This is a genomic window from Wolbachia endosymbiont of Tuta absoluta (genome assembly GCF_059414725.1).
In genome coordinates this window covers 1-6,674 of record NZ_JBNRJY010000356.1, presented here as the reverse complement: position 1 = coordinate 6,674, position 6,674 = coordinate 1, and the positions used below count along the sequence as shown (strand labels likewise).

6 protein-coding genes and 1 pseudogene are annotated in these 6,674 nt (G+C 34.0%); 4 read left to right on the top strand and 3 right to left on the bottom strand.

The genetic code is table 11. The features are described from left to right. Positions 1 to 411 (bottom strand): annotated as a pseudogene (locus tag ACJ5GX_RS03795) (hypothetical protein); the annotation flags it as partial. 138 nt (positions 412 to 549) lie between these two features. On the opposite strand from ACJ5GX_RS03795, the gene ACJ5GX_RS03790 reads away from it, so the two are divergent. Further along, positions 550 to 1,824 (top strand): APC family permease, encoded by a 1,275-nt coding sequence (locus ACJ5GX_RS03790; protein ID WP_052264831.1) that lies wholly within the window; start codon positions 550 to 552, stop codon positions 1,822 to 1,824. 70 nt (positions 1,825 to 1,894) lie between these two features. Next, positions 1,895 to 3,181, top strand: coding sequence for an APC family permease (locus ACJ5GX_RS03785; RefSeq protein WP_007302140.1), 1,287 nt, complete (start codon positions 1,895 to 1,897; stop codon positions 3,179 to 3,181). Between the two features lie 28 nt (positions 3,182 to 3,209). On the opposite strand, the gene ACJ5GX_RS03780 is transcribed toward ACJ5GX_RS03785, so the two are convergent. Then, complete coding sequence (locus ACJ5GX_RS03780) at positions 3,210 to 3,635, bottom strand: hypothetical protein (RefSeq protein WP_007302139.1); 426 nt, start codon at positions 3,633 to 3,635, stop codon at positions 3,210 to 3,212. 138 nt (positions 3,636 to 3,773) lie between these two features. On the opposite strand from ACJ5GX_RS03780, the gene ACJ5GX_RS03775 reads away from it, so the two are divergent. Further along, on the top strand, positions 3,774 to 4,796 hold the full coding sequence (locus ACJ5GX_RS03775; RefSeq protein ID WP_052264832.1) for an aspartate-semialdehyde dehydrogenase: 1,023 nt from the start codon (positions 3,774 to 3,776) through the stop codon (positions 4,794 to 4,796). A gap of 4 nt (positions 4,797 to 4,800) precedes the next feature. Here the strand turns inward: ACJ5GX_RS03775 and ACJ5GX_RS03770 are convergent, their stop codons facing one another. Beyond that, positions 4,801 to 5,874, bottom strand: coding sequence for a 5-(carboxyamino)imidazole ribonucleotide synthase (locus ACJ5GX_RS03770; RefSeq protein WP_495292717.1), 1,074 nt, complete (start codon positions 5,872 to 5,874; stop codon positions 4,801 to 4,803). Positions 5,875 to 5,980: 106 nt separating this feature from the next. Between ACJ5GX_RS03770 and apaG the strand changes: the two genes are divergently transcribed. Further along, positions 5,981 to 6,385: a Co2+/Mg2+ efflux facilitator ApaG/CorD gene (gene apaG, locus ACJ5GX_RS03765; RefSeq protein WP_012481895.1), complete on the top strand. Its 405-nt coding sequence runs from the start codon at positions 5,981 to 5,983 to the stop codon at positions 6,383 to 6,385. Positions 6,386 to 6,674: the final 289 nt, after the last annotated feature.

Below are 6,674 nucleotides of genomic sequence, written 5' to 3'. Positions count from 1 at the left end.
TGATATCTTTGATGCACAATACAAAAATGGTAATTGAATGTAGTATATTGAGTATATAGAAAAAAATAAAATCTTATCTTTTAACCCTACTGTTGGATCATTATATACTTCAGAAAAAATGTTATCATCACTATTTTCATTTTTGAAAGACTGATAGCTGCTTGTAATTTTTTCTGTAAAAATAGAACAGAGCTTATGCAGTCCGTAGCATGAAACGCCAACAGCTAAAAAAATTGCAAGTGTTCCAAAAAATGCTAATACTTCACTTGAAGTTTTGGCAAGAAGGAATGCATAAAGCGCATTAATAAAGATATCAAATAAATATTCAAATAAAAAAATTGCTCCAATAGCGGAAACAAACAATAAAATACCCCCACAAATAATCAAAAAATCTTTTAACCTTGGATTCATACCCCGCTTCTTAATAATCTATTAATATACTTTTTATTATATGCTTAAATTAAAAAAATGCAAATTTTGTAAAGACCAATTGAAATTTCTGAGCTTCAACTATATTGTTAATTATTCAGATAAAAATTAAACATTGTCGTGTCAAATAAAATAGGCTTTTTTGCTATTTTTGCCTTGGTGATTAGTAGCCAAATTGGCTCTGGAATTTTTATGCTCCCAATCAGCCTTGCACCATACGGCGCTTATAGCCTCATAAGCTGGGTTATATCAGGATTTGGTGCTATATCTCTTGCTTTAGTTTTTGCTTCACTCTGCGCAAAATTTCCAGAAACGGGCGGTCCTCATATTTATGTGAAACATGCTTTTGGTTCTACAGCAGCTTTTTTTGTTGGTTGGACATATTGGGTAAGTTCGTGGGTTAGCTCAACTGCTGTAACGATTGCAAGTATCGGTTATTTAGCCCCGCTTTTTCATAATGATATACAAGATATACGTTTGCTTTTAGAAATAACATTAATTTTAGCTATTATGCTAATAAACTTAAGGGGAGTAACTACTGCTGGGCATGTTGAGCTTTTGCTGACCATTGTTAAAATTATTGCACTTCTCGCAATACCTATCGCAGGGTTGTTTTTCTTTGATAAAAATAATTTTATTGTAAGCGAGGAAGTATCAAACTTTACAATATCACAAACTCTTGCTCGTTCTACACTCCTTACTCTATGGTGTTTTATTGGACTTGAATCAGCAACGGCACCTGCAGGATATGTCAATAATCCAGCTAAGACAATACCAAGAGCTATAGTGCTTGGAACAGTCTGTGTTGCTGTGATATATTTCATCAATAGTCTTTCAATTATGGGATTGATAAGTGGTAATGAACTAGCTAGTTCAAAAGCACCATATGTTGATGCGATAAAAATTATGTTTCCAGGTAATTGGCATTTAATTATTTCTGTTGTTGCCTTTATCGTTTCTGTAAGTAATTTAAATGCTTGGTTTTTAGCTGATGGACAGGTCACCTTAGGCCTTGCAAAAGACAAGTTAATGCCGCAATTTTTTGGCAAAAAAAATAAGCATGATGCTCCATTATGGGGAATAATACTCAGTACTTTGGGGGTGTTAGGTTTACTTATCCTAACGTCAAACAAAAGTTTTGCTGAGCAAGTAACTTCAATAATTGATATCTCTGTGGTGTCATTTTTGTTTATCTACTTAGCATGTAGCCTTGCTTTTCTCAAAGTTAATATACAAGACAAAAGCTACTGCAAATTTTTAATTGGAGGTGTGGCTGTATCTTTTTGCTGTTGGGTAATATACGAGACTTCTATAAAAACATTGTTAATATCAAGTCTATTCCCTTTAAGCGGAACACTTATTTATCTACTTTGGTATCATAAACTAAAAACTTAACTTAAATTTTTTATTTGCTAAAATTCTTAAGCTATACTACTGGCTTACATTAATAGAATTAAGAGGTATTGTGTCAAATAAAATAGGTTTTTGGGCTGTTTTTGCTTTAGTCATTAGTAGTCAGATCGGCTCTGGGGTTTTTATGCTTCCAATTAGCCTTGCTCCATATGGCGCTTATAGCCTTATAAGTTGGATGATATCAGGAGCTGGTGCTGTGTCTCTTGCGCTAGTTTTTGCTACGCTATGTGCAAAGTTTCCAGAAACAGGAGGTCCTCACGTTTATGTGAAACATACTTTTGGTTCTACCGCAGCGTTCTTTGTTGGTTGGACATATTGGGTAATCTCATGGGTTAGTACAACAGCTTTAATAGTTGTGGGTGTTGGCTATCTTACACCATTTTTCCATGAAGATATCAAAAGTATGCGTTTATTTTTAGAGCTGTTGTTATTTACAATCATTACATTAATAAATTTAAGGGGAATAGCTACTGCAGGGCACGTTGAGTTTCTGCTCACGGTTGTGAAGGTTGCTGTATTGCTTGCAATACCTGTAGCAGCGTTGTTTTTTTTCGATAGAAATAATTTTATCATAAGTGAAGAAATATTAAGTCTTACAACATCGCAAATTCTTGCCCGCTCTACACTCCTTACTTTATGGTGTTTTATTGGACTTGAATTGGCAACAGCACCTGCAGGGTCAGTTGATAATCCAGCTAAAACTATACCAAAAGCTGTGGTGCTTGGCACAGTTTGTGTTGCTGTTATATATTTTATCAACAATTTTGCAATTATGGGATTGATCAATGGCAACAATTTAGCAAGTTCAAGAGCACCATATGTTGATGCGATAAAAATTATGTTTTCTGGTAATTGGCATTTAATTGTTTCTATAGTTGCATTCATTTTTTGTGTTGGCAGTCTAAACGCTTGGGTTTTATCTAGTGGACAAGTTGCTTTTGGTCTTGCAGAAGATAGACTAATGCCAAAATTCTTTGCTAAAAGGAACAAGCATGGCTCTCCTTTTTGGGGAATAACAGTTAGTTCAATTGGAACTGCAATTTTACTAATTCTCACTTCAAACAACAATTTTGCCCAGCAGATTACGTCGATTATTGACTTTTCTGTAATTTCATTTTTGTTCGTTTATCTTGCGTGCTGTTTTGCCTTTCTAAAGGTTATTATACAGGAGAGGAGTTGTTATAAGCTTTTAATTGGTAGCATAGCAACAACCTTTTGTTGTTGGGTGATATTAGAAACCCCTGTAGGTACTCTGCTGATTTCGAGCCTGTTCACTGCAAGTGGCATACCCATTTATTTATTTTGGTACTGCAAAACTTCTGTGCAACAAATTCAGTAGTGAGAGATACACTTTAAATGGTTAATATTTATGGGCCAAGATTTTTTTTCTCTTTATCTACTTGTTCAATATTACCATTCTCAAGTTTGCTACCTACTTCTTCTGTGCGTTTATTATCTATGTAGATCTCATTTTTTGCTTTATTAGAAAGACCTATTTGCGATTGCAGTTTTTTATACTCTTCTTTTTCAGGCGTGAAAATTTTCACTAAAAATCTTCCTATTATTGGTATTGAACTTAAAAAATCTCTTAATCCAAAAGATTCTTGCTTCTTGTTTGAAAGATGCTGGTCTATCTTAGAAATTTTCACACCATACTTTTTATCATCAAAATTTATCGCTGGCTTGCTTTTTTTCGAAAGAACATTTTGAATCTCTAATCTATTGACTTTTTCAGGCTTTTGAAATGCAGATACTGCAGGTTTGACCTTAGTGTCATCATGTTTTTTACTCATTTCATTCTACCATGCAATATTATTAGTGTCTTATAATTATAACTAAATTATGGTTAATTGCAAGGTAAAAATATTAAAGTAATTGTAAATTTTATCAGTAAAAATATAATATAGCTTTAAAATCAGAGGTTTATTTATATGGGATGTAAGATTGCAGTTATTGGAGCAACAGGAAGAGTAGGATATGAGGTATTGACCATGCTTGCTGAGTTTCAAAAAGAGGGAAAATTTTCGATAGATTCTGTTGTTGCTTTTGCATCGAAAAAATCAAAGGGAAAAAAGGTAAGTTTCGGCGATGAAGAATTAACTGTCTTAGACCTTGAGAACTACGATTTTGTTGGAATTAATATAGCAATTTTCTGTGCTGGGTCTCATGTTTCCGAGAGATACGTACCGATTGCAACTGAAGCTGGATGTATTGTCGTAGATAATACCTCTCGTTTTAGGATGAAAGAAGGCGTGCCACTAGTGATTCCAGAGATCAACAAAGATAAAATTACGGAGTATAAAAACCATAACATAATATCTAATCCAAACTGTACTACAATACAAATGTTGCTGGCATTACATTTATTACACCAAAAAGCAAAAATAAAGAGAATCGTTGCTTCAACTTATCAATCAACTTCTGGTGTAGGTAAAGCAGCAATGGATGAGCTTTACAATCAGACAAAAAAAATCTTTATGAATGAAGCTAAAAAACCTGAAATATTTCCTAAGCAAATAGCATTTAATTGCATTCCTCATATAGGAGAGTTCATGGAAGATGGTTCTACAAAAGAGGAGTGGAAAATGCAAGAGGAGGCAAAAAAAATTTTAGAAGAGGATATAAAAGTAACTGCAACTTGTGTCCGAGTACCTGTTCTTGTTGGTCATGCTATAGCAGTAAATGTAGAATTTGATCAGCATATAACTGAAGAAGAAGCTCGTGAAATGCTCAGTGAAGACGATGGAGTTTTAGTGCAAGATAAGCGCGAAGATGGTGGATATATGACTCAGATTGATGTTGTGCAAGAGAATGCCGTATACATATCGCGTATTAGACAAGACGATACCGTTAAACACGGATTAAATATGTGGATAGTAGCTGATAATCTACGCAAAGGTGCAGCACTAAATATAGTGCAGATCTTGGAGATCTTGATCAAAGAGCATTTATAGGTCATTAGCTTAAATCTATATTGACCTGTCCCATTTTACGCTTGTCCCTAACCTCTTTTTTCCCATATATGGTTAAACTAGCTTTTTCGTTGCTCAAATATTTGTGAGAATTATATATATCATTACCTATTATATTTTTTGTCATGCAAGGAAAGCGTAATACTACTTCCTGCATAGATAGCCCGCATATTATCCTAACTAGCTGCTCGAATTGACTAACGTTGCATGCATCCAAGCTCCAGTGGCAAGAATTGTGGGGTCTTGGGGCCAGTTCATTAACTAGTAATTCATGATTTTGAGTGATGAAAAATTCAATAGCTAGAATTCCTACTACATCAAGTGCAGTTGCTATTTTCTCTGCAGTTTTTTGTACCTCTTGGGCTAATTTATTATCTATTTTAGCTGGTGCTATTGAAGTATTAAGTATTCCGTCAACGTGGTGATTCTCTGCTATAGGAAAAAAAGCTACTTTACCGTTTTTATCTCTTGCAACGACTATTGAAACCTCTTTCAGTAAATCAACACTTGCTTCAAGAATGTACTCTTTATTCCAATCGAAGGAAGCAAATTGCTTCAGTTCAGAATCATTTTCAATCATATATTGTCCTTTTCCATCATAACCCATTTCTGTTGTTTTTAGCCTCACTGGATAGCTAAAAGTTTCACTACTTTCTAGTAGCTGATTATAATTTTGTATACTTTTGTAATCAGCAGTTTTTATGCTTAAATCTCTAATAAAATCTTTCTCTCTCAGCCTATTTTGCGAAATGTGTAACGCCTTTTTACCTGGATAAAAATCTGTATGCTGCGACACAATATCAATTGCACTACATGGAATATTTTCAGACTCAATAGTGACTAAATCCACACTCTGTGCAAAAGATTCAAGTGCCCTCTTATCACAGAAGTCTGCTATTGTTAAATCATCAGCAACAGAACAAGCTGGATCGTTTTTAGCACTGGCAAAAATATGCGTTTTGTGCCCAAGTTTTATTGCAGCGATAGCAGTCATTTTACCTAATTGCCCACTTCCTATTATTCCTATCACTTTTTTATCCAGTGGATCTGTTTTGTTCATCATGTAGATTAATATTTCCTAGTTAGAGTACGATAATATGCTTGGAAAATCTATGAAAAAAGTGTATAATTGAAGTGTGTTAAACTTTTATCATGAACACTTTACGATGACCATGAAATACACACTTATTACTAATTCTGTTGAAGTTACAGTTTTGCCAATTTACATTGAAGAGCAATCCATTCCTTATGAAAATTGTTACGTATGGATGTATAATGTTAAGATAAAAAACAAAAGCTCATCAACCATTCAATTATTAAGTCGCTATTGGCAAATAATAGATCATAAGGGGAAAATAAATGAAATTGCCGGAGTTGGTGTTATTGGAGAACAACCTGTAATAAAATCTGGAGAGGTATTCAAATATACAAGTGGAACATACTTAAATACACCATCAGGAATAATGCAGGGTAAATATGAATTTCTGAACGAAGAGAGCATAAAAACCTTTGATGTTATGGTACCACCCTTTTCCTTAGATAGTCCATACGTTAACACTAGACCTCATTGATCATCAAGATAGTGTATTTGTTTAAGTGCATCTGAAACCAGTGCTTCTTGTTTTGTCATTTGAGCTTCCATAATGTCATCCGAGTAGCTGATACTGAGATCCAACTAAGTTGATAAACACGAAAGCACTGACCATTTGCTTCTATAGGTGTCTTTTTTCGTCTATCTTATTTTGTTACTCTGCTGAACAGATGCAAAATAGTTTATTTTTGATTCTTATCATCAAGTGTGAATAAGATTATTGTAGAGGTTAAACCTATAATAACTATCATTAACGAAAATGGGGCAGC